25 protein-coding genes are annotated in these 24,790 nt (G+C 72.3%); 5 read left to right on the top strand and 20 right to left on the bottom strand.

Going from position 1 to position 24,790, the window contains the following annotated elements; all coding sequences use genetic code 11:
• Together ABSY19_RS25650 and imuA are read right to left on the bottom strand one after the other, a co-directional pair.
• On the bottom strand, nucleotides 1-1,311 hold the full coding sequence (locus tag ABSY19_RS25650) for a Y-family DNA polymerase (protein WP_382157093.1): 1,311 nt from the start codon (nucleotides 1,309-1,311) through the stop codon (nucleotides 1-3).
• Nucleotides 1,256-2,077 carry a translesion DNA synthesis-associated protein ImuA gene (gene imuA / locus ABSY19_RS25645; protein ID WP_382157091.1) on the bottom strand — a complete coding sequence of 274 codons (822 nt, stop codon included), beginning with the start codon at nucleotides 2,075-2,077 and terminating at the stop codon, nucleotides 1,256-1,258. The genes ABSY19_RS25650 and imuA overlap by 56 nt, the downstream gene beginning before the upstream one ends.
• A gap of 413 nt (nucleotides 2,078-2,490) precedes the next feature.
• On the opposite strand from imuA, the gene ABSY19_RS25640 reads away from it, so the two are divergent.
• The gene (locus ABSY19_RS25640) at nucleotides 2,491-2,841 is read left to right on the top strand and encodes a nucleotidyltransferase domain-containing protein (RefSeq protein WP_382157089.1); all 351 of its coding nucleotides are present in this window, start codon (nucleotides 2,491-2,493) and stop codon (nucleotides 2,839-2,841) included.
• Nucleotides 2,834-3,220, top strand: coding sequence for a hypothetical protein (locus ABSY19_RS25635; protein WP_382157088.1), 387 nt, complete (start codon nucleotides 2,834-2,836; stop codon nucleotides 3,218-3,220). The genes ABSY19_RS25640 and ABSY19_RS25635 overlap by 8 nt, the downstream gene beginning before the upstream one ends.
• 9 nt (nucleotides 3,221-3,229) lie before the next feature.
• Here ABSY19_RS25635 and ABSY19_RS25630 read toward each other — a convergent pair whose 3' ends face one another.
• Nucleotides 3,230-4,420 carry a PLP-dependent aminotransferase family protein gene (locus tag ABSY19_RS25630; protein ID WP_382163942.1) on the bottom strand — a complete coding sequence of 397 codons (1,191 nt, stop codon included), beginning with the start codon at nucleotides 4,418-4,420 and terminating at the stop codon, nucleotides 3,230-3,232.
• A 92-nt stretch (nucleotides 4,421-4,512) separates the two neighbouring features.
• Entirely contained in the window at nucleotides 4,513-4,818 is a 306-nt protein-coding gene (locus ABSY19_RS25625) for a DUF2917 domain-containing protein (RefSeq protein WP_382157086.1), read from the bottom strand.
• Nucleotides 4,819-4,901: 83 nt separating this feature from the next.
• Here ABSY19_RS25625 and ABSY19_RS25620 point away from each other — a divergent pair, with 83 nt between their 5' ends.
• The 3 genes from ABSY19_RS25620 (at nucleotide 4,902) to ABSY19_RS25610 (ending at nucleotide 7,440) form a co-directional block, all read left to right on the top strand.
• Nucleotides 4,902-5,852, top strand: a complete 951-nt coding sequence (locus tag ABSY19_RS25620; protein ID WP_382157084.1) for a LysR substrate-binding domain-containing protein — start codon at nucleotides 4,902-4,904, stop codon at nucleotides 5,850-5,852.
• Nucleotides 5,853-5,873: 21 nt separating this feature from the next.
• Nucleotides 5,874-6,512, top strand: a complete 639-nt coding sequence (nth, locus tag ABSY19_RS25615) for an endonuclease III (RefSeq protein WP_382157082.1) — start codon at nucleotides 5,874-5,876, stop codon at nucleotides 6,510-6,512.
• 112 nt (nucleotides 6,513-6,624) lie between these two features.
• On the top strand, nucleotides 6,625-7,440 hold the full coding sequence (locus tag ABSY19_RS25610) for a phosphate/phosphite/phosphonate ABC transporter substrate-binding protein (RefSeq protein WP_382157080.1): 816 nt from the start codon (nucleotides 6,625-6,627) through the stop codon (nucleotides 7,438-7,440).
• Nucleotides 7,441-7,452: 12 nt separating this feature from the next.
• Here ABSY19_RS25610 and ABSY19_RS25605 read toward each other — a convergent pair whose 3' ends face one another.
• The 16 genes from ABSY19_RS25605 to cobN all read right to left on the bottom strand — a co-directional run bounded on the left by ABSY19_RS25605 (nucleotide 7,453) and on the right by cobN (nucleotide 24,790).
• Nucleotides 7,453-8,007, bottom strand: coding sequence for a histidine phosphatase family protein (locus ABSY19_RS25605; protein WP_382157078.1), 555 nt, complete (start codon nucleotides 8,005-8,007; stop codon nucleotides 7,453-7,455).
• Complete coding sequence (locus ABSY19_RS25600; RefSeq protein WP_382157076.1) at nucleotides 8,004-8,816, bottom strand: adenosylcobinamide-GDP ribazoletransferase; 813 nt, start codon at nucleotides 8,814-8,816, stop codon at nucleotides 8,004-8,006. Before ABSY19_RS25600 ends, ABSY19_RS25605 begins: the two co-directional genes overlap by 4 nt.
• A 1-nt stretch (nucleotide 8,817) precedes the next feature.
• A complete protein-coding gene (gene cobT / locus ABSY19_RS25595; protein WP_382157074.1) occupies nucleotides 8,818-9,864 on the bottom strand; it encodes a nicotinate-nucleotide--dimethylbenzimidazole phosphoribosyltransferase in 1,047 nt (348 codons plus the stop codon).
• Nucleotide 9,865: 1 nt separating this feature from the next.
• Nucleotides 9,866-11,317 carry a cobyric acid synthase gene (locus ABSY19_RS25590; RefSeq protein WP_382157072.1) on the bottom strand — a complete coding sequence of 484 codons (1,452 nt, stop codon included), beginning with the start codon at nucleotides 11,315-11,317 and terminating at the stop codon, nucleotides 9,866-9,868.
• The gene (locus ABSY19_RS25585; RefSeq protein WP_382157070.1) at nucleotides 11,314-12,306 is read right to left on the bottom strand and encodes an aminotransferase class I/II-fold pyridoxal phosphate-dependent enzyme; all 993 of its coding nucleotides are present in this window, start codon (nucleotides 12,304-12,306) and stop codon (nucleotides 11,314-11,316) included. The genes ABSY19_RS25590 and ABSY19_RS25585 overlap by 4 nt, the downstream gene beginning before the upstream one ends.
• The gene (cbiB, locus tag ABSY19_RS25580) at nucleotides 12,303-13,259 is read right to left on the bottom strand and encodes an adenosylcobinamide-phosphate synthase CbiB (protein WP_382157068.1); all 957 of its coding nucleotides are present in this window, start codon (nucleotides 13,257-13,259) and stop codon (nucleotides 12,303-12,305) included. The genes ABSY19_RS25585 and cbiB overlap by 4 nt, the downstream gene beginning before the upstream one ends.
• Before the next feature lie 8 nt (nucleotides 13,260-13,267).
• Nucleotides 13,268-14,488: an aminotransferase class I/II-fold pyridoxal phosphate-dependent enzyme gene (locus ABSY19_RS25575; RefSeq protein WP_382157066.1), complete on the bottom strand. Its 1,221-nt coding sequence runs from the start codon at nucleotides 14,486-14,488 to the stop codon at nucleotides 13,268-13,270.
• Complete coding sequence (gene bioD / locus ABSY19_RS25570; RefSeq protein ID WP_382157064.1) at nucleotides 14,472-15,155, bottom strand: dethiobiotin synthase; 684 nt, start codon at nucleotides 15,153-15,155, stop codon at nucleotides 14,472-14,474. Before bioD ends, ABSY19_RS25575 begins: the two co-directional genes overlap by 17 nt.
• Nucleotides 15,145-16,527 carry an adenosylmethionine--8-amino-7-oxononanoate transaminase gene (locus ABSY19_RS25565; protein ID WP_382157062.1) on the bottom strand — a complete coding sequence of 461 codons (1,383 nt, stop codon included), beginning with the start codon at nucleotides 16,525-16,527 and terminating at the stop codon, nucleotides 15,145-15,147. Before ABSY19_RS25565 ends, bioD begins: the two co-directional genes overlap by 11 nt.
• 11 nt (nucleotides 16,528-16,538) lie before the next feature.
• A complete protein-coding gene (gene bioB / locus ABSY19_RS25560; protein ID WP_382157060.1) occupies nucleotides 16,539-17,591 on the bottom strand; it encodes a biotin synthase BioB in 1,053 nt (350 codons plus the stop codon).
• 70 nt (nucleotides 17,592-17,661) lie between these two features.
• Complete coding sequence (locus tag ABSY19_RS25555; protein ID WP_382157058.1) at nucleotides 17,662-18,468, bottom strand: CbtA family protein; 807 nt, start codon at nucleotides 18,466-18,468, stop codon at nucleotides 17,662-17,664.
• A gap of 124 nt (nucleotides 18,469-18,592) precedes the next feature.
• Complete coding sequence (locus tag ABSY19_RS25550; protein ID WP_382157056.1) at nucleotides 18,593-18,778, bottom strand: CbtB domain-containing protein; 186 nt, start codon at nucleotides 18,776-18,778, stop codon at nucleotides 18,593-18,595.
• An 88-nt stretch (nucleotides 18,779-18,866) separates the two neighbouring features.
• Nucleotides 18,867-19,259 carry a DUF1636 domain-containing protein gene (locus tag ABSY19_RS25545; protein ID WP_382157054.1) on the bottom strand — a complete coding sequence of 131 codons (393 nt, stop codon included), beginning with the start codon at nucleotides 19,257-19,259 and terminating at the stop codon, nucleotides 18,867-18,869.
• Between the two features lie 16 nt (nucleotides 19,260-19,275).
• Nucleotides 19,276-19,959 carry a VWA domain-containing protein gene (locus tag ABSY19_RS25540; RefSeq protein ID WP_382157053.1) on the bottom strand — a complete coding sequence of 228 codons (684 nt, stop codon included), beginning with the start codon at nucleotides 19,957-19,959 and terminating at the stop codon, nucleotides 19,276-19,278.
• Nucleotides 19,956-21,002: an ATP-binding protein gene (locus ABSY19_RS25535; RefSeq protein ID WP_382163940.1), complete on the bottom strand. Its 1,047-nt coding sequence runs from the start codon at nucleotides 21,000-21,002 to the stop codon at nucleotides 19,956-19,958. The genes ABSY19_RS25540 and ABSY19_RS25535 overlap by 4 nt, the downstream gene beginning before the upstream one ends.
• Nucleotides 21,003-21,007: 5 nt before the next feature.
• The gene (gene cobN, locus ABSY19_RS25530) at nucleotides 21,008-24,790 is read right to left on the bottom strand and encodes a cobaltochelatase subunit CobN (RefSeq protein ID WP_382157052.1); all 3,783 of its coding nucleotides are present in this window, start codon (nucleotides 24,788-24,790) and stop codon (nucleotides 21,008-21,010) included.

Raw genomic sequence — 24,790 nt, 5'->3', positions numbered from 1 at the left:
TCAGGCGAAGTGCCCATGCAGGTACCAGGCGGGCGCGCCGTCCAGCCGGGTCTGGAACACCCACAGCACGCCGGCCTGCGGGGACAGGGCCACCCAGTAGTCGCGCACCACGTTGCGCATGCGCTCGGCGCCTTCGACGCGGTCCCACCAGCCGCCCTCCACGCGCTGCGGCCCGAGCAGCATGACCAGTTCGCTGTCGTGGTGGACCGGCCGGTGGTCGCGCACGGCCAACCGCAAGGGCATGGGCAGCACGAAGCCGGGCTGTGGCAGTTCGGTGCCGGGCGCGCCCTGGCGCGGCAGGGGCAGCGTGGCCGGCTGCCAGCGGCACATCCATTCGGGGCGGTGGTCTTCGCACAGCACCGGGCGCAGCACGCGCTGCGGCCCCAGGCGGGCGGAGAGCCGCTCCAGCACCAGGCCCAGTTGCTCGCCCTGGCGCACGGTGTCGGGCAACAGCGAGGCGCTCACGTCATGCAGCGGCCGCACCTCGGTGGCCACCATCACCAGGTCGCCCACGGGCGCGAGCAGTTTCACGCGCGCCAGGTGCTCACCCAGCAGGCGGCAGAGGTGTTCGATGTCGCGCGTGGGCTCGGCGGTGCGGATGGTGATCTCGCCGCCCTCGCCCGCCGCGCGCGCGCGCATCGCGTCGTGTGCCCAGCGCAGCGTGAAGGCGGTGACGCCCGCGCGCCGCGCGGCCAGCCAGCCGCTGAGCACGCGCAGCAGGCGCCGCGCGCCGAACAGCAGGGCCGGCGCCTGCTCCACGCGGGCCATGAGTTCGAGCCGCTCTTCAAAATGCTCGGGCAGCGCCACCCAGTCGTGCGCCTCGGGCGCGGTCCCGTAGGCCTGGTCGAGCGCCTGCAACAGGAGCTGGTCGAAGCGGCGGCCCAGGCCGCTGCGCGGCAGCGCGCGCACGTCGCCCAGCGTGCGGCAGCCGATGTGTTCGAGCGTGAGCCGGTGCGGCCGCACGGCGCTCAGCGTGTCCATGGGCAGGGTGTCGAGCAGCGCGGCCAGCGGGCGTTGGAAACCGTTCTCGATGCCGGCGCGCGCCAGCGCGAGCGCGGCCAGGCCGTTGGGCGCCCAGGCCAGCTGCGCCACGCCGAGTTCGCGGGCTTCGCCCCACACGCGCTCGCGCAAGGCACGGCGGCCACCGAACAGGCGCGCGCTGGCCGCCACCTCCATGAGCACGGCTTCGTCGGCCAGGGCTACGCGGGGCGTGAACTGCAAGGCCCAGGTCGCCAGCGCGCGCTGCGGCGCGGCCTCAGTGGGCGGGGCTGTGCCGGCGCTCGGGCTGGGCAGCAGGGCGGACCACAACATGCTCGTTCTCTTCGGTTCGGGGCATCCACCGGCTGGGCTCACGCAGCCGGGGTGGGAGGATGGTGGCAAGGCCACCCGGCACCGAGGGCAGGTGCAGGGTGGCCTCCAGCGGCGGGCCCTTGCGCTTGGCGATGCGCAACTGCAGCTCCCAGTCCACCCCCACGCAGGCCTGCACGCGCAGCGGCGCGGCCGACGACTCGCCCAGGGCGTGCATGGGCCGGCACACGAACACCGGCGACTCGAAGCCGGTGGCGAGCACCTGCAGCCGGCGGATCTGCGCTGCCCTCGCCCGCGGCAGCCAGGCGACGATCGCGCCGCCGGCCTGGGCCTTGATGAGCTGCTCGGCCGACCACAGGCGCTCGGCCGCCGTGTCGGCCTGCACCCAGACCAGTTGGCGCTCGTCGAGGCCTTCGAAGCGCAGGCCGGGCAGGTGCGGCGACAGCGGCGGGCCGATCACCACCACCGCCTGCCCGGCGGCACAGACCTGGCGCAGCGCCGGCCCGAGCAGGCGCCATTCCAGCGTGCCGCTGTGCGGGGTGAGGATTTCGGTCAGCCCGTGGCCGGGCCAGCCACCGCCAGGCAACTGCGCGTCCAGCGCGGCGAAGCCGCTGGGCCACACCGCCGAGACCGGCGCGCCGAGCTGGTCACCCCGCCACAGCGCCGCGGCCACGGCCGCCGGCAGGCCACCAGCGGGCGGCGGCACCGGGCGAACGGGTATGGGGGCCGGGGACGGATCGTCCTCCTGCCAGAAAACGGCGGGCAGCATGGCGGGATGAGTGCGCGGGGAGGTCTGGGATGCGTCAAGATACTGTATCTCCGTACAGTATATGAAAGCCCAAGTCCTGTCCATCTGAAGGGCAAGCGGCGGCTCATTAAATATTGTGGGGGTCTACGGTTTTTGTAGAATGCGCCATGGTTCCCGTTCACTCCGCTCGACGCTCTGCCCGGCCTTCTTCCGGGGGATCGGGTGCGCCCGTCTCCCTGCTTTCGCCTGCGGAATACGCCAAGGCCCATGGGATCAGCGCGGAACGGGTGCGGCAGTTGTGCCGCACCGGTCGAATCCCGGGCGCCGCCCAGCACAGCCTGGGGCCGCTGACCCTGTGGCTCATCCCCTCGGATGTGGCCGACCCGAGGCTGCCCCGGGGCAGGCCCGCCAAACCAAGGGCACCTGAACCCCCAATGCACGTGCAGACGCGGGCCCACCCCAGGCTCTCGCTCCACCAACCTGATGCCGGCACACAGCGGCAGGCCGAAGCGCGTCTGCGCCTGGGTCGGCAAGAGGCGCGCGCAATCATCGCGGCCATGAAGAAAAAAGGCGTGACGGTCCGTCTCTTCGGCTCGATGAAAACAGGCCAGACCACGCCCCACTCCGACATCGATCTGCTGATCACCGACCCCGGGCCGCTGGGGGCCATGCGCGCGGTCTCCGAAACGCTGGCCGAGCGCCTCACCATCCCGGTGGATGTCGTAGCCGAAGAGACCATCGGACCCGACGCCTTTGCCCGCATACAGGACAGCCTGAATGCATAGAAGAGACTTCGAGGCCGAGATGGCCAAGCTCGACAAAGAGCTGGAGGAGTTCGGGCGCTGGGAAGCTCAGAACCCCGCCGCAGGGGACTGGGCTTACGGCAAGCTGGCCGGCGCCACGGTCAACAGCGTCTATACCGGCATGGAGACTATGCTGGATGATCTGCGCGGCTTTCGCCACGTGGGCCGCAGGCGCTACGGCAGCGAGATCGACCCGGAGCGCGCCAGGCACGTGCTGCACAACGCCAGGCAAGCAGCGCCGCTCTTTCGCCAGGAAATGGCCTTGGCCATCACGGCACTGGAAGAAGTGCTGGCCGTGGCCGAGGCGGAGCGGCTGGAATCCCGCAAGGCCGAGAGCCGCACCAAGAAGCGCTCTGGCTGACGCCGCCGCTCAGACCGCCTGGCCCAGGCGCCCGATCCCTTCCTCGATCTTCTCCAGCCCCACGGTGGCGAAGGACAGGCGCAGCGTCGCGTGGTCGGGGTTGCGCGCGAAGAACGGCGCGCCAGGCACGAAGGCCACGCCTTTTTCGATCGCGCGCCTGGCCAGCTCACCGCCGTCCTTCACCTTGCCGCCGGCACCCGTGAGGCTGGCCCAGACGAACAGGCCGCCCTGGGGTTGCACGAAGTCGATCGCATCGCCCAGCTCGCGGCGCAGGGCGTTGCCCATGGTGATGGCGCGCTCGGCGTAGACCTTGCGCACCTTGTCCAGCGTGGCGGGCATGCGGCCGGCCTTGAGGTACTGCGCGGCGGTGGCCTGGGCGAAGGTGCTGGTGTGGGCGTCGCTGAACTGCTTGCACATGGTGGCCTTGGCCAGCAGCTCGGCCGGGCCCACCATCCAGCCCACGCGCAGGCCGGGGCTGAGCACCTTGCTCAAGGATCCGCAGTGCACCAGGCGTTCGCGGCTGCCGGGCACGGTGGGGCTGAGCGCGAGCAGGCTGGGCGGCGGGGCCGCGCCGAAGTAGAGGTCGCCGTACGGATCGTCTTCGACGATCAGCGTGTCGTGTTTCACCGCCATCTCCAGCACCCGCTTGCGCCGTTCCAGGCTGAGCAGGCCGCCGCTGGGGTTGCCGAAGGTGGGGATCAGGTAGACGAACTTGGGCTTGTGTTCTGCGATGAGCTTGTCCAGTTCGTCGGTCTTCACGCCGTCGCCGTCCACCGGCGCGCTGATGAGCTCGGCGCCGTAGAGGCGGAAACACTGGATGGTGGCCAGGAAGGTCGGGCCTTCGACAATGACCTTGTCGCCGGGCGAGACCAGGGTCTTGCCCAGCAGGTCCAGGCCCTGCTGGCTGCCGGTGGTGACGATGAGGTCGTTCGCGCCCACGTCCTTCGCGCCCTTGCTGGCCATGAAGGCGGCCAGCTGTTCGCGCAGGGGCTGGTAGCCCTCGGTGGCGCCGTATTGCAGCGCGCCACCGGCCTCTTCGGTCAGCGCGGCGTTCACCGCTTCACGGATCCCGTCCACATCGAACATCGCGCTGTCTGGAAAGCCGCCGGCAAAACTGATGATGCCGGGCTTGCCCAGCAGCTTGAAGAGTTCGCGGATGGCGGAGGTTTCGACGTTGTTGAGGCGGTCGGCGAAGGGAATGGTGAAGGGCATGGTGGCGGTTTCCGTGAGGTCGTGATGGACAACGGCCTCCATTCTCGCGCACCGGCGTGGGGCGCCCGGTGCGGCCTCCCTCAGGCCACGGCCAGGGCGCGAGCGCGGCGCCGGGGCAGCCAGTTCCAGCGCGAGGCGGTGGCGCGCCGCGCGCAGGGCAGCGGTTCCAGCCGCAGCACGGCGGTCTGCAGGGCGTAGGCGATCACGCGGTGGTGCGGTTGGGCGACGAAATGCTCGCCCGCGTTGAGGATCACGTCCTGCTGGTCGTGGTCCAGCGTGATCCAGACGCTGCCTTCGCGGCAGACCAGGCGCAAGGCGCCCGAGGGGATGGCCTTCACGGCCCGGTGGGGCATGTTCAGGTCCACGGTCAAGGTGTCGGTTGTCATGGAACGCTCCTTTCGCATCAGGGATGTGCATGACTGTACGGAGCCGCCCTATACTGGACAAACGTTCATTTCGAATGCTTCGCATGCCATTCAAGAATGTGAAAACCGGCGCCGAACTGCTCCCGCTGCCGCGCTCGCAGATGCTGCGGCTGGACCTGCTGCCCTGCTTCGACGCGGCGGCGCGCACGCTGAGCTTCACGCTGGCCGCGCAGGAGCTCAACCTCACGCAGTCGGCCGTGAGCCGGCAGATCCAGCTGCTGGAAGACAGCCTGGGCACGCCGCTGTTCGAGCGGCGGCACCGCGCGCTGGTCTTGACCGAAGCCGGCGAGGTGATGCAGCGGGCCACGCGCGATGCGCTGGAGCGGCTGCGCGACGCCTCGGCGCGCGTGCGCCCCGGCCCGCGCCTGCGCCAGGTCGCCATGACCTGCACACAGGGTTTCGCTTCGCTCTGGCTGATTCCCCGCCTGGCCCGCTTCGCCGCCGACCATCCCCTGGTGGACGTGCGCATCTCCGCCACGATGGACATGATGGACCTGGAGCGCCATCGGCTGGACGTGGCGGTGCGCTTCGTGCCGTCCAGCGCCGGCCGCGGGCGGGCGCTGTTCGAAGAAGTGGTGCAGCCCCTGTGCGCGCCGGCCCTGCTGCGCCAGCCGGGCGCGCCGCTGCGCCAGCCCGCCGACCTGGCCCACCACACGCTGCTGACCGTGGAAAGACCCGCCGGCCACGCCATCACCTCGGACTGGGACCCCTGGTTCCAGGTGATGGGCCTGCAGGACATGCGCATGAAGAACGCCATGCACTTCACCCAGTACGCCGACGCGGTGGCCGCCGCCGTGGCCGGCCAGGGGGTGGTGATCGGCCGGTTGCCGCTGCTGCAGTCGCTGCTGGACAAGAAGCAACTGGTCGCGCCCTTCCGCAGCGGCGGCGCGGCCACGCGCCGGGGGTATTACGTGGAAGTGGCGGAGCACGCGCACGACAACCCCGACGCGCTGGACTTCGCGAACTGGCTGCGCGCCGAGGCCGAGCGCGGCTGAGCTGAGCGAGAATCCCAGCCCATGACGCCCACCCAGATCGAAGCTTTTTTCGCCACGCTCCAGGCCGCCAACCCCACCCCGCAGACCGAGCTGGAGTACACCAGCGTGTTCGAGCTGCTCGCCGCCGTGCTGCTCTCGGCGCAGGCAACCGACGTGGGCGTCAACAAGGCCACGCGCAAGCTGTTCCCGGTGGCGAACACGCCGCAGGCCATCCTCGACCTGGGGCTGGAAGGGCTGGAGGGCTACATCAAGACCATCGGCCTGTACCGCAGCAAGGCCAAACACCTGATGCAAACCTGCCGCATGCTGGTGGAACAGCACGGCGGCGAGGTGCCCGGCACGCGCGAGGCGCTCGAGGCCCTGCCCGGCGTGGGCCGCAAGACGGCCAACGTGGTGCTCAACGTGGCCTTCGGCGAACCCACCATGGCGGTGGACACGCACATCTTCCGCGTGAGCAACCGCACCGGCCTGGCGCCGGGCAAGACGCCGCTGGCGGTGGAACTGCAGCTGATGAAGCGCGTGCCGCCCGCCTACGCGGTGGACTCGCACCACTGGCTGATCCTGCACGGGCGCTACGTGTGCCAGGCGCGCAAGCCGCTGTGCCCGCGCTGCGCGGTGATCGCCTGTTGCGATTTCAAGGACAAAACCACCTCGCTCTGAGCCGCCCCGGGCGCCACCTCCAGGCGCTTGGAAAGCCACGTTCGTCGCCGCACCGGGACGCACGCCTTTGGTGCATCTAGGATGGCAATCTTCCATCCGGGGGAATATCAGAATGAAAGCATTGTTTGTGCGCACCGCGCTGGCCCTGTCGTTTTGCGTGGGCACAGCGGCCCATGCCAAAGACCTGATCCTGGCCATCAGCGAAGGCACGTCCGGCGGCACCGACCACGCGCGCGTGATCGCCAAGTACCAGGGCCTGGCCGATGTCATCGGCAAGAGCATCAACCAGAAGGTGAACGTGGTGTTCATCCGGGAGTTCTCCTCGCTCGAGGAAGGCATGAAGGAGCGGCGCTTCGCCCTGGCGATGGCGCGCCCGAGCGATTTCCCGGCGCGTGGCATGCGCGACTACGGCTACCAGTACGTGGCCTCGGCCAAGCCCGATGGGCAGTGCCTGATCGTCGTGCCCAAGGAGTCGGCCTACAAGACGGTGGCGGACATCAAGGGCAAGCGCCTGGTGCTGCCCGAGCCGGCGGCCTACATGGCCAAGTTCTGCGCCTCGGCCCTGCGCGACGCGGGCATCGACATCGCCAAGGAGAACGTGCAGCGCGTGCGTGAGCAAGGCGCGGTGCCGTTCTACCTCACCAACAAGTTCGCCGACGTGGGCGGCGTGGCCTCGTACTCGGGCGTGGCCAAGTCGCTGGACAAGACGGGCCACCGCGTGCTGCACACCAGCGTGTCGCAGCCCTACTTTCCGCTGATCGTGGACCGCGAATTCACCCCGGCCCAGATCGATGCCATGCAGAAGGCCCTGCGCGCCCTGCCCGACTCCGAGGCCGGCCAGGCCGTGCTCAAGAGCGTGGGCATCCAGGCCTTCGACACCACCGCCGAGAAGAAGCTGCGCGAGCTGCTGGGCTGGCTCGGGCTGTAGGCGCTCCTCCGCTCAGAGCTCGACCGTCACCCAGCCGCCCGGCTCGGGCGCGTCCTTGGGCCACTCGGCCGCTTCGCGGATGTGCACACCGCCGCTGTCCAGGATGTGCCGCACCGCACGGATCACGCCGGCGTGCGTGATCCAGAGCACGTCGGTGCTGGTGGCGGGCCGCAGTTCGCCCAGCGCCGCGGCCACGCGGTAGAGCAGCATCTGCGTGCTCTCGACACCGCCGAAGCGGTGGTGCGCGAAGTCGGCCATCCAGGCGTCGAAGGCGTCGGGCGGCACGCTGTCCCAGCGCTGCAGCTCCCAGACGCCGAAGTCCATTTCGTTGAGCCGTGTGTCGATGCGCGCGGCGCCCAGGTCGCTGCGCTCGGCCTGCAGCGCGGCCGCGAGTTGCTGCGCGCGCAACAGGCCCGACACCCACACCGGCGTGCCCGGCGGCAGCAGGGGCGAGACCGCCATGGCCGCTTCGCGCGTGAGCGCGGCATGGGCCGGCACATCGCTCGACCCGTAGCACAGGCCCGGGCCCAGCATCACCGGGGCGTGCCGCAGCAGCCAGAGCTTCATGCGAGCACCGGCAGCGCCAAGGCCAGCCCCAGGTAGAACAGCAGCTCGCACACCTGCTGCGTGGCGCCCAGGCCGTCGCCGGTGAAACCCTGCAAACGGCGCTGCAGCAGACGCCACATCCAGGCCAGGCCGACCAAGGCCCCCAGCACGGCAGGCCCCCAGGGCGCGCCCGGCAGCAGCCACCCCGCCAGCGCCATCGCCAGCGCCCACCAGAGCAGGCCGGCGAACAGGCCGGCGTTGGACAGGCTCTCGGCCAGCGGCTTGCTCTTGGACTGCGGCGTGTCCCCCACGTGCGGCAGCGTGCGGATGACCAGCAGGGGCAAGGTGCGCGAGGTCACGTGCGCGGCGAACAGCGCCACCACCGCCAGCCAGCCACTGCCCTGCGCCAGCAGCGCGAGCAGCGCCACCTTGGTGAGCAGCACCAGCACCAGCGCGATGGCGCCATAGCTGCCGATGCGCGAGTCTTTCATGATCTCCAGCGCGCGTTCGCGCTGCGCGCTGCCGCCCAGGCCGTCGGCCAGGTCCGCCAGGCCGTCCTCGTGGAAGGCGCCGGTGAGCATCACGCTGAACACGGTGCTCAGCACCACCGCCACCCACAGCGCGGCGGGCACCGGCGGCAGCAGCGCGAGCAGGCCCCAGAGCACCCCCGCCGTGAGCCCGCCCACCACCCAGCCCACGCCGGGGAAATGCGCCGCGCTGGCGCGCAACATGGCCGGGCTGAAGCCCACCCAGGCGGCCAGCCGCCCCGTGACCGGGATGCGGGTGAAGAACTGCAAGGCGAGCAGGAAGTGGCGCGCGAAAGCGGTCATGTCAATGGCGCGCGGGCGTGGTTTCGTCCTGCCGCGAAACGCCGGCCGATTCGAAGCTGGCCATCTCGCGCAGCAGCGCGCAGGCGCTCACGAGCAGCGGCCAAGCCAGCGCGGCGCCCGAGCCTTCACCCAGGCGCAGGCCCAGGTCGAGCAGCGGCACGGCCTTGAGGTGCGCGAGCATCAGCGCGTGGCCGCGCTCGCCCGAGCAGTGCGCGAACACGCAGCGCTGCAGCACGTTCGGCTGCAGGTGCGCGGCCACCAGCACGGCGGCGGTGGCGATGAAACCGTCGACCAGGATCACGCGCCGTTCTTCGGCCGCCTGCAGCACCGCACCGGTGAGCGTGGCGATCTCGAAACCGCCGAAGGCGGCCAGCGCGTCCAGCGGCGCGGTGGCCTCGGCATGGCGCGCCAGCACCTCGCGCAGGATGCCGATCTTGCGCTGCACCGCTGCCGCGTCCAGGCCGGTGCCCGCGCCGGTGACGTCGGCCACGTCCAGCCCGGCCAGGCGCGCGAGCAGCATCGACGCCGCCGAGGTGTTGCCGATGCCCATTTCGCCCAGCAGCAGCGCGTTGCCCGGCAGGCCGCGCAGCACCTCGCGCCCGTTGTCGATGGCTTGCGCGCATTGGGCCGCGCTCATGGCCGGGCCTTCGAGTGCGTCGGCCGTGCCGGGCGCGACCTTGCGGATGAACAGGCCTTCGCGCGCCGCGAAGTCGTGCCGCACGCCGCAGTCCACCACGTTCAGGCCGATGCCATGCTGGCGCGCGAGCACGCTCACCGCCGCACCACCAGCCAAGAAGTTCTCCACCATCTGCCAGGTCACGTCGCTCGGAAAAGCCGAGACGCCGCGCGCGGCCAGACCGTGGTCGGCCGCGCACACCAGCATCTGCGGCGCGCGCAGCTCGGGCCGCTCGGTGCCCAGGATCAGGCCGATGCGCTGCGCCAGGGCTTCGAGGCGGCCCAGCGAGCCCATGGGCTTGGTCTTGTTGTCCAGCGCGCGCTGCAGCGCTTGAGCAAGGTCGGGTTGGGTGATGTCGGTGAGGGGGTTCATGTCAGTTCCCGATGAGTTGGTCGAGCACGCGAGGCTCGATGTGGGTGGCAAGGAAATCGGCCAGGCCGTCGAACACGGTCTCCAGCGTGGGCGCGGTGGCGCCAAACAGCGCATGCAGCACGCGCGGGTCTTCGAACAGGCCGTGCAGGTAGACGCCGAGCACATTGCCCTGCGCGTTCTGCCAGCCCAGGCCGTCGGGCAGCGCCTCGCGCGCCAGGTCGCCGGCGGCGGCCATGGCCGCGTGCGGCAGCGTCTGGCCGTGGTGGATCTCGTAACCCGCCGCGTCCACGCCCGAGAGCGCGGCCCACGCGCCGGTGAGGCGGCCGAAGCGGGTCCGGGTGTGGCGCACGGTCTTCTGCGGCTCGAACTGCGTCACCAGCGGCAGCTGGCCCAGGCCGGGTGCGTTGCCGTCGATGCCGTGCGTGTCGATCAGCGCCTCGCCCAGCATCTGCAAACCGCCGCACACGCCCAGCACCGCCCCGCCCTGCGCGGCATGCGCGGCAATGGCGCGGTCCAGCCCCTGCGACCGCAGCCACGCGAGATCGGATGCGGTGGCCTTGCTGCCCGGCAGCACGATCCAGTCGGCCCCGGCGCAATCGGCCGGCGCGCGCGCCCACACCAGGCGCACGCCGGGCACGTTCTTGAGCGGCTGGAATTCGTCGAGGTTGCTGATGCGCGGGTAGGCGATCACCGCCACGGTCCGGCTCACGGCGCCCGAGGCGCGCGTGCGGTCGTCGAACACACCGTCTTCCTCCGGCAGGCCGTGCTGCCACCACATGGGCAGCACCGCCACCGTGGGCACGCCGGTGAGCTCCTGCAGCTGTTGCGGCGCGGGAGCGAGCAGGCTGGCGTCGCCGCGGAACTTGTTGAGCACGAAGCCGTGGATGAGAGCGCGCTCCTCGGGCGGCAGCAAGGCCCAGGTGCCGTAGAGGTGGGCGAAGGCGCCGCCCCGGTCGATGTCGGTCACGAGCAGGCAGCGCGCCCGCGCGTGCAGGGCCACGCGCATGTTCACGATGTCGCTGGCGTGCAGGTTGATCTCGGCCGGCGAGCCCGCGCCTTCGATCACCACCACGTCGTTCTCCTCGCGCAGCTCATCGAGCGCGGCGGCGATCTGCGGCCACACGTGCAGGCTGCGCCCGCGCCAGGGCATGCCGGACAGGGCTTCGTTCACCTGCCCCATCAGCACCACCTGGCTGCGCGTGTCGGCCTCGGGCTTGAGCAGCAGCGGGTTCATGCGCACCTCGGGCTCGGCGCGCGCGGCGAGCGACTGGAAGTACTGCGCTGAACCGATCTCCCCGCCTTCAACCACCCGGGCGTTGTTGCTCATGTTCTGCGCCTTGAACGGAGCGACCTTGAGCCCCATACGCGCGTAGTGCCGGCACAGCGCCGTGGTGAGCCAGCTCTTGCCCGCGCCGCTGGTCGTGCCCAGCACCATCACGCAACGCGCCGTCATGCCACGCGCTCCTCTTGCGCCGCCAGGGCCGCGCGCAAGGCCGCCTGCGCCTCGGGTGGCTGGGCACTCAGGCGCCATTGGCCCGGCAGGCCGAACGAGCTGGCGTCGCGCAGCTTGATGCCTTGCGAGCGCAGGGCCGGTGCGTCCAGTGCCTGCGGTGGCGTGGCACAGAAATACGGTGCGTCGCTGGCTTGCACGGCCCACCCCAGGCCGGCCAGCAAGGCCCGCAGGTCGCCCGTCCAACGGGCCAGCGTGGGCCGGGTCTGCGCCACCCAGGCCTGCGCGTCGGGTGATGTCCAGGCCTCGAGCAGGGCCACGGCGTGCGCGCCGAGCGGCCACGAAGGCGCGAGCCGATCGAGCGCGCGCGCCCTGCTTTCCCCGCCCACCGGGGCGATGGCGTAGCTGCCGCGCACGCCCGTGAGGCCCAGCGCCTTGTTGGGGGTCCAGAGTTGCCAGACCCGGTCCAGGACCTCCGGGTCGAGGCTGCCCTGCCCGCTCAGGCGCAGGGGTTCGTAGGCGCGGTCCAGCACGACCGTGGCAGCGCCCGATGCGGCGACGGCGCGCGCCCGGGGCTCGGCCTGGCCCAGCGGGCTGGCCGGCTCGCACAGCCAGGCCAGGTCGGCCTGGGCCGGGTCCGGCGTGCGCTCCAGCCGCCAGGCACTGGCCGCGCGGGCGTAATCGCCGTAGGCCAGCGCGGGCAGCCAGACGCGCCGGCCGCCTTCGCGCGCCGCCCAGGCGGTGATGCGGCCGATGAATTCGCTGGCGCTGCCGGCGATCACGATGCGCTCGACCGCCACCGCGTGGAAGGCCGCGAGCGATGCGCGCAAGGCGGTGTAGGCCGGGTCGGGGTAGTGCCGCGCATCGGCCCGCAGCACCTTGGCCTGCGCGGGGGGACAGGGCCCGCAGGCGTTGGCGTTGGTGGAGAAGTCCCAGGTCGGCACGCCCAGCGCGTCGGGGCCTCCGTGGAAAGTCGACTGTGCGTGCGTCATGCGGTGTTCCCCCAGGCGAACGCGGCCCACAACACGGCCCCGCCCGCCAACGCTTGTACCACCCCGCCCGCCAGTTGCAGGGCCCGCGCGGTATCGGTGGCCTCAGGGCTGCGACCCTCGGCATTCAACGCATAGACACCCGGTTTGCCCAGGCGCACATTCAGCGCGAGTGCCATCGCGGCCATGGGCCAGCCGCTGTTGGGCGACGGTGTGCGGCGCGCCTGCGCCGGCAGCGCGCGCCAGCCCCGGAAAGCGCCCAGAAAGCCCAGCAGGACCCCGGTGAGGCGCGCGGGCAACCACGAGAGCACGTCGTCGGCGCGCGCCGCCCATTTGCCGGCCCAGGTCCAGTCGCGGCCCTGGCGCTCGCCCCGGTAGCCCCACATGGCGTCGGCGGTATTGGCGAAGCGGTAGAGCGCCGCGCCCGGCAGGCCGGCGATGGCGAACCAGAACAGCGGCGCCACCACCGAGTCGTTGAGGTTTTCGGCCAGCGATTCGATGGCGCTCTCGCGCACCTGCGCCTCGTCCAGCGCGGCCACGTCGCGGCTCACCAGCCAGCCCAGGCGCTCGCGCCCGGCCGCCAGGGACTCGCCCAGCGCCGCTTCGACCGCGACCACTTCCTGACGCAGCATGCGCCACGCCAGCAGGGGCTTGAGCAGCAGACCCGTGACGAGGACTTGCAACCACACCGGCCCACCGCTCACCAACCGCATCAGCGCGAAGGCGATGGCGACCACCAGCAGCGCACCGGCCATCCAGGCCAAGGCACCGAGCACGAATGGCCGCACCGTGCCGGCGGGCGCGCCCCAGGCCGGCGCGATGCGCGGGCCCAGCGCCCCGAGGTAGCGCCCCATCCCCACCACCGGGTGCCAGCGCGCGGGCGGCTCGCCCCAGCAACGGTCCACCAGCAGGGCCACCAGAATGGCCGCCGGCGCCAGACAAGGAGGGAGGTCCATCGGGAAGCTCATGCCGGCAGCGCCGCCGTGGTGGCGGCGGCGATCCGCAGGGCGCGCAGCAGCGCGTCGATGTCCGCCGGCTGGTGCGCGGCCGAGAGCGCGATGCGCAGCCGCGCGGTGCCCGCCGGCACGGTGGGCGGGCGGATCGCGGGCACCCACAGCCCTTGTTCGCGCAGCACGGCCATCACGGCCAGCGCGGCGGCGTTGTCGCCGATCACCAGCGGCTGGATCGCGGTGGCCGAGGGCATCAGGGCCCAGCCGGCCGCGTCGAGCGCGGCATCGGCCCCCGGTGCCAGGCCTTCGCGCAGTTGCGCGATGAGGGCCTGCAGATGCCGCCGGCGGCCGTCGCCATCGGGGCCGAGCACGCAGCGCAGGCCGGCGCGCACCGCCTCGGCCAGCAGCGCGGGCGCGGCGGTCGCGTAGGTGTAGCTGCGGGTTTTCTGCAGCAGCCACTCCACCAGGCGATCGGGGCCGGCCACGAAGGCGCCGGCCACGCCCAGGGCCTTGCCCAGCGTGGCCATGTAGAGCACGCGCGGCGAGGCCTGCGGGCCGGTCAGGCCGGCGGCGGCCAGGGCGCCGCGCCCTTGTGGCCCGAGCACGCCGAAGCCGTGCGCGTCGTCCAGCAGCAGCAAGGCGTCGTGCCGTTCGCACAGCGTGTGCAGCGCCGCGATGTCGGCAACGTCGCCGTCCATGCTGAACACCGCATCGCTGATCACCAGCTTGCGCCGCGCCGGACTGGCCGCCAGCAGCGCGTCGAGCCGCGCCAGGTCGGCATGGGGGTAGCGGTGCACCGTGGCGCGCGAGAGGCGCGCGCCGTCGATCAGGCAGGCGTGGTTCAGCGCGTCCGAGAACAGCGCATCGCCCTCGCCCACCAGGGCCGGCACGATGCTGGCATTGGTGGCGTAGCCCGCGTAGAAATAGAGCGCGCGCGGCAGGCCCACGGCCTGGGCGAGCTCGCGCTCCAGCGCCGCGTTGGCCGCGCTGTGGCCGCTGACCATGGGCGAGGCGCCGGACCCCACGCCGTAGCGGTCCACGGCGGCGTGCACCGCTTCGCGCAACAGCGGGTCCTGCGCCAGGCCGAGGTAGTCGTTGCTGCAGAAGGCCAGCAGCGACTCCCCGTCGACACACAACCGCGCGCCCTGCGCCGGCACCACCTCGCGGCGGCGGCGGCGCAGCGACTGCGCGTCCAGCGCGGCCAGGCGCTCATCGAATTCATCCAACCAGGTCATGGGGCAGCTCCAGCGCAATGTCATGGGCCTTCGGGGCGGCGGCCTGCCAGGGCACGCGGCCCAGCAGCGGTGCCGGCAGCCAGCGGCGCAGCGTGTCGATGTTCTCTTCGCGGCAAGGCATGTCGGGGTCGATGGCGTTGGCCACCCAGCCCGCCAGGGCAAGGCCGTCGGCGCGGATGGCCTCGGCCGTGAGCAGCGCGTGGTTCAGGCAACCCAGGCGCAGACCCACCACCAGCACCACCGGCGCACCGATGGCGCGCGCGAGGTCGGCCAGGGTTTCTTCGTCGTTGACCGGCACGCGCCAGCCGCCCGCGCCTTCGACCACCACCACGTCGGCGTGCGCACGCAGCGCGCGGTGCGCGGCCAGCAGTTCGGCCACGGTCACGGTGCGGCCCGCGCGCTCGGCCGCGAGGTGGGGCGCGATGGCATCGGGCAGGGCCACCGGGTTGTCGAGGTCGGCCGGCGCCACCACCGTGGACGCTGCGCGCAAGGCCAGCACGTCTTCACTGACCCATTGCCCCTGGTGCTCGATCAGGCCCGCCGCCACCGGCTTCATGCCGACCACGCGGCGGTGGTGCCGCGCGAGCGTGTGCAACAGGGCCGCGCTGACCAGGGTCTTGCCCACGCCGGTGTCGGTGCCGGTGACGAAGCAGCCGTCAAACGCCATCGCGCACCTCCGCGATGCCAGCGAGGCTTGCGCCGGTGGTCTCTTCCGCCAGCGTGGCTTCCAACGCGGCCAGCGCGCCCCGCGCCAGCCAGTCGCCTTCGGCTTCGTCGATCACGTAGGGCGGCATGGCGTACAGCGTGGAGCCGATGGGCCGCAGCACCAGCCCCCGGTCCAGCGCGTGGCGGGCGTAGCGGCGGCCGAAGTCGAGCAGGCTGCTGGCCACGTCCCACGCGAAGACCATGCCCTGGCGGCGCGCGTGGCGCACGCGCGGGTGCGCCGAGAGGGGCGCGAACTGCGCGGCGAGCCGCTCGGCGGTGGTCACGTTGCGCCGCAGCGCGTCGGTCTGTTCGAACAGGTCGAGCGTGGCCAGCGCGGCGCGGCAGGCCAGCGGGTTGCCGGTGTAGCTGTGCGAGTGCAGGAAACCGCGCGCGACCTGGTCGTCGTAGAAGGCGGCGTAGACCTCGTCGGTGGTGAGCACCACCGAGAGCGGCAGCGTGCCCCCGGTCAGTCCTTTGGAGAGGCACAGGAAGTCGGCCCGGATGCCGGCCTGCTGGTGCGCGAACAGCGTGCCGGTGCGGCCGAAGCCGACGGCGATCTCGTCCAGCACCAGGTGCACCTCGTAGCGGTCGCACAGCTCGCGCGCGCGCCGCAAATAGTGAGGGTCGTGCATCGCCATGCCGGCGGCGCACTGGATCAGCGGCTCGACGATCAGCGCCGCCGTGTCCTCATGGTGTTCGGCCAGCCAGTCGGCCAGCGCCTTGGCGGCGCGCTCGGCCACCTCGGCGGCGGACTCGCCGGGTGCCGCCGCGCGGGCATCGGGGCTGGGCACCGTGGCCGCCAGCCGCACCAGCGGCGCATAGGCCTCGCGAAAGAGCGCGATGTCGGTCACGGCCAGCGCGCCCACGGTCTCGCCGTGGTAACCGCCCGCCAGCCCGACGAAGCGGCTCTTGCCGGGCCGCCCCGCGTTGCGCCAGTGGTGCGCGCTCATCTTGAGCGCGATCTCGGTGGCGCTGGCGCCGTCGCTGCCGTAGAAGGCGTGGCCCAGGCCGGTGAGCGCGGCCAGGCGCTCGGACAGCTCCACCACGGGCGCGTGGGTGAAGCCGGCCAGCATCACATGGTCCAGCCGGTTCAACTGATCCACCAGCGCCGCGCGGATGGCCGGGTGGTTGTGCCCGAACAGGTTGACCCACCAGGAGCTGATCGCGTCCAGGTAGCGCCGGCCCTCGTGGTCGTGCAGCCATACCCCTTCGGCCCGCGCCACCGGCACCAGCGGCAAGGCCGCGCCCTCGGGCGCGTGCAGCTTCATCTGGGTGCAGGGGTGCCACACCGCCTCGAGGCTGCGCTGGCGCCAGGTCTCGTTGAGCGAGGACATGCGCGGTGGCTTCAGTCGGCCGACACGTGGCGCGGCCGCAGGCCCAGCTTGGCGAGCAGGCCCATGTCGGCCGCCACGTCGGGGTTGCCGGTGGTGAGCAGCTTCTCGCCGTAGAAGATGGAGTTGGCGCCGGCCAGGAAACACAGGGCCTGCACCGCCTCGCTCATCTGCTGGCGCCCGGCCGACAGGCGCACCCGCGCGCGCGGCATGGTGATGCGCGCCACCGCGATGGTGCGCACGAACTCCAGCGGGTCCAGGTCGGGCTGATCGGCCAGCGGCGTGCCCTGCACTTTCACGAGGTGGTTGATCGGCACCGACTCGGGGTAGTCGGGCGCGAGGTTGGCGAGCTGGGCCACCAGCGCGGCGCGCTGCAGGCGCGACTCGCCCATGCCCACGATGCCGCCGCAGCAGACCTTCACGCCCGCGCCGCGCACGCGCGCCAGCGTGTCCAGGCGGTCCTGGTAGTCGCGCGTGGTGATGATCTCGCCGTAGAAGTCGGGCGCGCTGTCGAGGTTGTGGTTGTAGTAGTCCAGGCCCGCATCGCGCAGGATCTCGGCATGGCCGTCGGACAGCATGCCCAGCGTGGCACAGGCCTCCAGGCCCTCGGCCTTGACGGTGCGCACGAGTTCGGCCACGGCATCGACGTCGCGGTCTTTCGGCGCGCGCCAGGCCGCGCCCATGCAGAAGCGCGTGGCGCCGGCCTGCTTCGCGCGCTGCGCGGCCTCGCGCACGGCGTCCACGCCCATGAGCTTGCCGGCGGTGAGGCCGGTGTCGAAATGCACCGACTGCGGGCAGTAGCCGCAGTCTTCCGGGCAGCCGCCGGTCTTCACCGACAGCAGCGTCGCGAGCTCGACCTCGGCGGGGTCGAAGTGTTCGCGGTGCACGGTCTGCGCGCGGTGCAGCAGATCGGAGAACGGCAGGTCGAACAGCGCCTGCACGTCTTCCACGCGCCAGGCGTCGGTGCCGGCGTCGGTGGCGGGCTGGGGCGCGGGTTTGGCGTGGAAATGCAGGGGCTGCGCGGCGCTGGCGGCCTGCGACGGGGCGATGTCGGTGATGGTCGTCATGTTCATAGTCCTTTCGACTTAGGGGAGCGGTATTCTGCCTGTCCTCGCGGACAGGCAGACCGCCGCCCCGTCAGGCCGCTTGCGGCAGCTTGCCGGCTTCGCCGAAGGTGGCGCGCAGGATCGGTTGCACCCAGCGCTGGAACGCCAGGCCGGTGGCCACGCCCATGCAGAGCCAGAACGTCAGCGAGACCCAGGTGGTCGCCCAGACGAACTGGGTGCCAAGGTCGCGCAGCACGGCCTGGGCTTCGCCCTGGAAACCGGCCAGCGGGTCGGCCGTGATGTGCGGCGCACCGACCAAGTAGGGCAAGGCCAGCAGCGCGGCCGCGAGCAGCCAGCGCAGAGGGCTCTTGAGGCCGGCGACGGAGGCACAGGCCAGCGCCGCGCTCACGGCGGCCAGGATCCACCAGCCCTGGCGCGAACCGAGGCGCGCGGCGTCCATGCCGGGGATCTCGGCGTGCAGGCCGATCGAGGGCCAGAAGTGGAACACCAGCCAGCCGGCGGCGGCGGTCGCCAGGGCCAGTGGCAGCGCGCGCAGCGTGGTGCCGCGCCACAGGGCGACGCCCATCACGGCGAACACCAGCAGCGCCATGCTGAAGGCGTGCAGCACGTTGGCGGCAAAGGTCCAGGCGGTGCGCTCGAAGCCGTCGGCCGGGGCCCACTCTTCGGCTTCCTCGGCCATGGCATGGCCTTCGTGAGCGGCATGGCCGCCGGCCGGCGCGGCTTCGGTGGTGGTGGCGGGCGCTTCGATCTTCTGGTCTTCATAGACCTCGGCGGCCAGGATGATGGGCACGGCCTGCAGCTGCTGCACACCGGTCTGCACGATGCCCACGGCCAAAGCCACGGCCAGGCTGGCCCAGATCAGTCGTTGAAAAATCATTTTCAATCTCCAAAAAAATCTCGAACAGGAATGGTCTATTCCAGAGGTGCCGCGGAACCGGCTCTGCCGGGCCGCAGGCGCCGCCCCCTTGAGGGGGTCGCGCGGAGCGCGGCGGGGGTGCCTCTCAATGGCAAGGCTTCACGGTGACGTGGCGCACGTCGTGCGCCGCGTTGTGCGCGACCGGGCTCTCGGCGAACGCCACGCCGTAGAGAACCACCAGCCCGAGGGCGGCGGCGGCGGCCAGTTGCAGCAGCAGGCTGCGCACGGCGGACGTGACGCCCGAGGGCGCCGTGGTGCTGGTTCCATTCATGTGGTGCTCCATTTCAAGAAGGGTTGAGGCGTGCGAACAAGGAAGCCGGGGCGCCGCGCCTTTCGGCGCTCCGGCAGGAAACGAGGGCTCATGCGTCGGACACCATGAGGTTGGGCGGCAGGCGCGCGAGGATGCCGCTGCGCAGGCGCGCCGGCCGCTCGTTGCGCAGCAGGTTGCCGTCGCTCGCGGCCGCGTGCATGCCGGCGCAGACGAGCACGTGCTCGGCCGTCTCGGCATCGGGCACCAGATCGCCGAACAGGTAGGTGTGTTTGCCCGGCGCCTGAAAGGCCACCGAGCAGGCGCGCGAGCAGCTGCTGAGGCAGGCCATGCCACGCACCCGCACCAGGGGCTCGGCGTCGCGCCCTTGCGCGGCCTGCACGGCTTCGAACAGCAGCGCGCCGGCCGCGGGCTCGTCGCGCGAGGCGCCTGGTGGGCGGCAGGTGGTGCAGACGATCACTTCGGTGAGGGGTGTCAGGGACATGATGTGGACAGCGTGGTCAGGCTGGCAGGCGGTGTTCGGCGTGCCAGCGCCCGGCCCAGGCCGCGCACCGGCCCAGGGGCCGCAGGGGGTCGTCGAAATCCACGACGACGATGTGGCCCGCCGAGCGCGGGGCCGTGGGTTGTTCGAGCGTGCGGCCGTCGGTGAGCAGCCACAGGCAATCACCGCCCGCCGCGCCGCGCTGCCGCTGGGCCTTGCGCAGCAGGCGATCGGCCTCCTGCAGACAGGCCGACAGCGGCGTGCCGCCGCCCCCGCCCACCGGCCGCACGCGCGCGCTGCCGGCCGCACGGGCCGGGCCGGGTGGCAGCAGCAGCTGCACGCCCTGGCCGCCGAAACACAGCAGCGCCACGTGATCGCCGGCGCGGGCGGCCTGCTCGATCAGGCGCGCGGCAAAACCCTTGGCCCAGGCCAGCCGCCCGCCCCGGCGCATCGAGCCCGAGGTGTCAAGCGCGATCAGGTGCAGCGGGGGCGTGCGCAGGCTCACCGCCCGGTGGCGCAGGTGCGCGGGCACCAGGCGCTGCGGCCCTTTGGCCACCAGCGTGCGCAACCAGTGAATGCCGGCGCCCACCGTTTCGGCAGGACGCGCCGCGTGCCGGGCCAGGCTCGGTTTCGGGGAGAGGTTCGGGGTGGGCCACCGCCGACCGTCGGGCGCCGTGGGCGCGCGTGGGCCGGGGTGGCTCATGCTTTTTTTGGGGGCCAGGCCCCCGTGTGTTTCACCGTCGCCATGGCTTCGGGTTGCGGCGGCAGGGCGCCCCAGTCGCCTTCGGGGGCGCTCCCGTTCGACGGAGCAGCACCCTGCCCACCCGCTGGCGGACTGGATGCGCGCGGGGTCGGCGGGGCGGCACTGTCGGGCGAGCGGCGGTGCGCCAGTGCGAGTTCGGCCACGGCGTCCACGTCGTCCACGCTGACCGCATCGCGCTGCTCCAGCGCGGCCAGGGCGCGCGCGGCGCGCAGCATGACGAGGTCGGCGCGGATGCCGTCCACGCCCGCAGCGAGCGCGAGGTTCGCGGCGTGCTGCACCACGGTGTCCGACCAGGGCAGTTGCGCCAAGGCCACGCGCGCGCTGGCCAGGCGCGCCACCAGTTGGGACTGCGCGTCGGCATGCCGCGCCAGCAGCGCCTGCGGGTCGGCATCGAAGGCCAGGCGCGCGCGCACGATGGCCTGGCGCTGCGAGGCATCGTCCGGGTTGGTGAGCGCCACCGACAGGCCGAAGCGGTCCAGCAGCTGTGGCCGCAGCTCGCCCTCTTCCGGGTTCATGGTGCCCACCAGCACGAATTGCGCGGCGTGCTGGCGCGAGACGCCGTCGCGCTCCACCGTGTTCACGCCGCTGGCGGCCACGTCGAGCAGCGCGTCCACCAGCGCATCGGGCAGCAGGTTGACTTCATCGACGTACAGCACGCCACCGTGCGCGCGCGCCACCAGGCCCGGCGCCAGGCGCACCTGGCCGTCGCGCAGCACGTCTTCGAGGTTGAGCGTGCCCACCAGCTGTTCCAGGCTGGCCGCCAGCGGCAGCGTGACGAAGGGCGCCTGCGGCAGCAGCGCGGCCAGCGCGCGCGCCGAGGTGGACTTGGCCGTGCCGCGCGGGCCGCTGATGAGCACCCCGCCCATGCCCGGATCGATGGCGGCGAGCAGCAGCGCGCGCTGCAGGTCGCCATGCCCCACCAGGGCGGTGAAGGGAAAGGCCGCCGGGGACGCGGCCTGCAGTTCGGGAACGGCGGTGTTCATCATGCTCAGGGTCCTTGGTCTTCCAGCGTCTGTTCCAGCGCCAGCAGGTGCTGTTCGATGCGTTCGCGGTGCTCGCCCGGCTCGGCCCACAGGCCGCGCTGCATGGCTTCGAGCAGGCGCTCGCCGATGCCGCGCAGGGCCAGCGGGTTGTGTTGCTGCAGGAAAGCGCGCGTGGCGTCGTCGTGCAGGTAGGCCTCGGCCACCAGCGCGTACTGGTGGTCGCCGACCACGCCGGTGGTGGCGTCGAAGGCGAACAGGTAGTCCACGGTGGCGGCGATCTCGAACGCGCCCTTGTAGCCGTGGCGCTTCACGCCGTCGATCCACTTGGGGTTGACGGCGCGCGCGCGCACCACGCGGGCCACTTCCTCGCCGAGCGTGCGCACGCGCGGCGCGCCAGGGGTGCTGAAGTCGCCGTGGTACAGCGCGGCGGGGGCGCCGGCCAGGTGCTGCACGGCCGAGGCCATGCCGCCCTGGAACTGGTAGTAGTCGTCCGAGTCGAGGATGTCGTGCTCGCGGTTGTCCTGGTTGTGCAGCACCGCGTCCACGCGCGCCAGGCGCTGCTCGAAGGCGTGGCGCGCGGCCGTGCCGTGCCCGTCCTGCCCGTAGGCGAAGGCACCCGCTCGCAGGTAGGCCTGCGCGAGGTCGGCGTTGTCGCTCCAGCGCCGGCTGTCGATCAGCTCCTGCAGCCCGGCGCCGTAGCCGCCGGGGCGCGGGCCGAACACGCGCCAGGTGGCCCGACGCTGCGCGTCCTCGTCCGCCGCGCCGGCCGCCACCGCCTCGGCGGCCTCGCGCCGCACCCGCGCGCGGATGGGGTTCACCGCGTCCGGCTCGTCGTCTTCCGGGATCGCGGCGACGGCGCGCACCGCCGTGTCGAACAGGTCGATCACGTTGGGAAAAGCGTCGCGGAAGAAGCCGGAGACGCGCAGCGTCACGTCGATGCGCGGCCGGTTCTTGATGGCCATGGGCAGCACCTCGATGTCCACCACCCGGTTGCTGCCGGGCGCCCACTTGGGCCGCACACCGAGCAGCGCGAAGGCCTGGCCGATGTCCTCGCCACCGGTGCGCATGGTGCTGGTGCCCCAGACCGAGAGGCCGACCGCCGTGGGAAAGCTGCCGTGGTCCTGCAGGTGGCGCTCGATCACGCGGTCGGCCGCGAGCGCGCCCATGGCGTAGGCCGTGGGCGTGGGCACGGCGCGCGTGTCCACCGAATAGAAGTTGCGCCCGGTGGGCAGCACGTCGGGCCGGCCGCGCGAGGGCGCGCCGCTCGGGCCGGCGGGCACGAAGCGGCCCGCGAGGCCGCGCATCAGCTGGCCGATCTCGTTCGGGCCGCAGGCGTCGAGCCGGGGGGCGAGCGTCTGCCGCAGGCGCCGGATCACCGGTGCGGTGTGCGGCCAGGCCTGCGCATCGAGTGGGGCTTCGTCCGCACCCAGGTGCTGCTCCACCAGCGCGGCGGCCAGCAGCTCCAGCCGCTCGCGCGTGTGGCCGGCGTGGCGCCAGGGTTCGTCGCTCAGGCGTTGCAGCGCCTCGGGACGCGGGCCGGCCCAGGCCTCGGCCCACTCGGGACTGAGCGGGTCGAAGCCGTCCAGGCCGAGGTCGTTCGCCAGCGCCACCAGCAGGCTGCCCTGCCCTGCCGCCTGGCCGCCGGGAAAGCGCGCGAGCGCCACCAGGGTGTCGGTGCGCTGGCGGCCTTGCGGCGACCGGCCGAGGATGTGCAGGCCATCGCGGATCTGCGATTCCTTGATCTCGCACAGGTAGGCGTCGAGTTTCGCGAGCAGCTGTTCGCGTTGGGCTTCGTCGGCCGGCGGCTGGAAACCCAGCTCGCGGTGCAGCTGGTGCTTCAGCACCTGCGCCAGGATGCCCTCGCGCAGCAGCCTGGCGCGGCGCGGGTCGAGCGAGAGCGCCTCGTAGAACTCGTCCATCTGGCGCTCGAGTTCCTGCAGCGGTCCGTAGGTCTCGGCGCGCGTGAGCGCGGGCATGAGGTGGTCGATGATGACCGCCTGCGTGCGGCGCTTGGCCTGGCTGCCCTCGCCCGGGTCGTTGACGATGAAGGGGTACAGGTGCGGCAGAGGCCCCAGCAGGGCATCGGGCCAGCAGGCCGCGCCCAGGGCCACGCTCTTGCCGGGCAGCCATTCGAGGTTGCCGTGTTTGCCCACGTGCACCACGGCGTCCACCGCGAAGGCGCGCCGCAGCCAGAAATAGAAGGCGAGGTAGCCGTGCGTGGGCACGAGGTCGGCGTCGTGGTAGCTGGCCACGAGATCGAGGTCGCGCCCGCGCGCGGGCTGGATGCCCACGAAGACCTGACCCAGGCGCAGGCCCGGCACCATGAAACGACCACCGCGTTGCATCGGGTCCTGCTCGGGCGCGCCCCAGAGCGCGTTCACCGCGGCCTGGCTCTCGGGCGGCAAGGCTTGGAAGTCGCGCAGGTAGTCGGCCATCGCCAGGCTCTGGCCGGCTGGCCGGTGGTGATTGGCGTCGGTGTCGTTGGTGACGCCCTGCACCAGCCGCGCCATGAGCGCGTCGCCGTCCTCGGGCAGTTCGCCGGTGGTGTAGCCCGCGTCGCGCAGGGCACGCAGGATGAGCGCGGTGGAAGCCGGCGTGTCCAGGCCCACGCCGTTGGCCAGCCGCGCGTCGTCGTTGGGGTAGTTGGCGAGGATGAGCGCGAGGCGCTTCTGCGCGTTGGGCTTGTCGCGCAGCGCGCACCAGCGGCGCGCGAGCTCGGCCACGAAGCGGATGCGCTCGGGCTCGGGCTGGTAGCGCACCACGTCCACCTCGGTGCGTTCGCAGCGCCAGGCCAGGCCCTTGAAGCTGACGGCGCGCGTGCCGATGCGGCCGTCCACCTCGGGCAGCACCACCTGCATGGCGAGGTCGCGCGGCGCGAGACCATGCGGGTCGGCTGCCCACTGCTCCTGCGAGCAGCCGGCGGTGATGAGCTGCAACACCGGCGCGTCGCCGGCCAGCGCCACCGCCTCGGTGCTCTCACCGTCGAGCGAGGCCACCGCGAAACTGGTGGCGTTGAGCACCACGCCCACGCCGCGCTCGGCGGCCAGGGCCTGCAGCGTGGCCAGGCTGTCCGGGTTCTTCAGCGAGTCCACCGCCACCGCGAGGGCGTTGAGCCCTTCCTCGGCCAGGGCGGCGAGCACGGCGTCGAACACGGCCGTGTTGCCAGCCTGCAGGTGCGCGCGGTAGAACACCAGCAGCGCCACGGGCGCACCCTCGCGCCAGGGCGTGGCGGCCTGTGGGGTGTAGGGCATCACCGGCGGCAGGGGCCGGGGCGGCGGCGGCCGGGGCCCCCGGCCGAAAGCGGCGTGGCCGATGAGCGAGAAGAAGGCCAGCGCGTTGTCGCGCCCGCCTTCGCGCAGGCAGCGCCAGAGCCGGTCGCAGTCCTCGGGCGCGGCGGTGCTGCGCATCAGCAGTTGCGGGTCCTGCGCGTTGTCGCCCGAGAACAGGGCCAGCCACTGGCCGTGTTTCGCCGCCAGCGAGACCGCCTGCTCCACCACGTAGGCCCAGTCGCTCGGTGCGCCCAGGTGGTCGATGACGACCACGCGCGCGTGGCGCAGCACGTCGTCCACGTACATGTCGGTGGACGCGGGCTGGCGCAGCCACATCAGGTTGCACAGCCGCACGCGGGGGAAGTCGTCGCCCAGGCCGGCGGCCGCGTCGGCCAGCAGCGAGAGCGTGGTGTCGGCCGCGCTGAGCACCACGATGTCGCCGGGGGTCTGTTCCACGCGCACGATGCCCTGCCCGCCGTCTTCGACGTGGCCGCCCGGGCGCGTGGACAACAGGTGCAT

The organism is Hydrogenophaga sp. ANAO-22, from assembly GCF_042466645.1.
Lineage (GTDB): Bacteria > Pseudomonadota > Gammaproteobacteria > Burkholderiales > Burkholderiaceae_C > Hydrogenophaga.
This window is presented reverse-complemented; position numbering and strand designations above follow the sequence as displayed.